Source organism: Mycobacterium sp. ST-F2 (assembly GCF_001905655.1).
In the GTDB taxonomy this organism is placed as follows: Bacteria; Actinomycetota; Actinomycetes; order Mycobacteriales; family Mycobacteriaceae; genus Mycobacterium.
The window spans coordinates 1-1,353 of record NZ_JMHT01000126.1 but is presented as its reverse complement, the minus strand read 5'-3'; the positions used below and the strand labels follow the sequence as shown (position 1 = coordinate 1,353).

The window sequence follows — 1,353 nt, the reverse complement described above, 5'->3', positions numbered from 1 at the left end:
GCCCCGCACGTGGAGCACGGCGTACAGAGTGCGCCGGCATACGCTTCAGCGACCGGACCTGGCATCACACTGGCACCCCGGTAGCAATTGCTAGGCACGTCGCCAAACCTCTCGCCCCCAGTACCGTTCCCAGATCTGGTGACGTCGGCTCCCGCGGGACGCTTCGCGCCCCTTGGGTCTGAACCAGGTCGCTGGTTGGCGTTGTCGGTCGCGCGTTTCAGCCGGGCTGAGTGCTGATGACGACCGTCGTCGTCATGTACCGCCGCTTCGATGGGTGTCGCAGCGCGCGCACTCGACGGCACAACATGGTCGATCCGTCGCGGGTTCGCGAGCTTGCGAGCGGTTCCGCGGACGGTGTGGCGAGGGCGCGCAGCGCCCGCTGCAAGGCGCGTTGAATGTTGCGTTTTGCACCATGCCCAAGTGACGTATAGCGCAAGCGCGTTGACTACATGCCAGTAGTCCGGCGCATAACTGCAGGTAGGCGACGCGGACGTGTTGCCAAATGAACTACGCCATGTTGCGTTTGGCAACATCGCACCACCGCCACTACGGACCAGCAATCGCACCGCTCGCCCCGCTGGCCGGTCGCTTAGCCGCACGCTTGCGGTCATGCTCGCGCCGGTACTCCTCGCGCTTGTGCTCGATGTACAGCGGCGTGTTCTCGTACCGAATCCACTCGTAGACGAACCCGGCCGCGCCGGCGCGTTTGTCCCGTGCCCAGAGCAATTCACGGACCAACGCGGCAGCAGGTTTCTGCTTGCCCCACTCACGAATGAGACTCGACGGAATGAACCACGTGTCCGGCAGCGGTACCCGCTTGTTGAACACCTGTTCCATTGCCCACGCGCCAGCATGGATGTACAGCAACTGAGCAGCAGCGCCAGCACGGATAAACCGTGGATCGTCGCGCTCATCGGCGCGGGTCTGCCAACGCATCAGACCGCACCTCCCCGACGAGCGTCTTCAACTGGGACAGAAGGCGATTGGCTTCGGCTAGCTTGGCTGTCATTTCGGCCCGCTCGTGGGGCGTCTCGAGCTCGGCGATGATCAACCGATGCTGGTGGTGAATCCGTTCCCGCAGACGAATTTCCGCCAGCATCAGCCGCCGCCACTCATTGAGCGCTTCGTCCAGCAGGGACTGGCTCGCTTGGTGGTTGGTCATGCTGTCACCGCCGAACGTGACTGTGGCGCAGTATCATCGGCAACGGCGGGCGCGGATGACCGTCTGGAGGCATCACCCTGACAACGGGTGGTGCCTCCACCTGTTGTCGCTCCAGCTCGGCGTACTGGCCGCAGCAGCTCGGCCAGCCGGTCGCGCTGCTGTGTGGTGAATCGTGGTGCCGTCGCTACTAG

At 64.1% G+C, this 1,353-nt stretch carries 2 protein-coding genes; both read right to left on the bottom strand.

Annotated elements, in window-relative coordinates:
* Positions 1-546 precede the first annotated feature (546 nt).
* Positions 547-936, bottom strand: a complete 390-nt coding sequence (locus EB75_RS28190) for a hypothetical protein (RefSeq protein ID WP_142239883.1) — start codon at positions 934-936, stop codon at positions 547-549.
* Positions 911-1,162 carry a hypothetical protein gene (locus EB75_RS28185; RefSeq protein WP_073698481.1) on the bottom strand — a complete coding sequence of 84 codons (252 nt, stop codon included), beginning with the start codon at positions 1,160-1,162 and terminating at the stop codon, positions 911-913. The genes EB75_RS28190 and EB75_RS28185 overlap by 26 nt, the downstream gene beginning before the upstream one ends.
* Positions 1,163-1,353 lie beyond the last annotated feature (191 nt).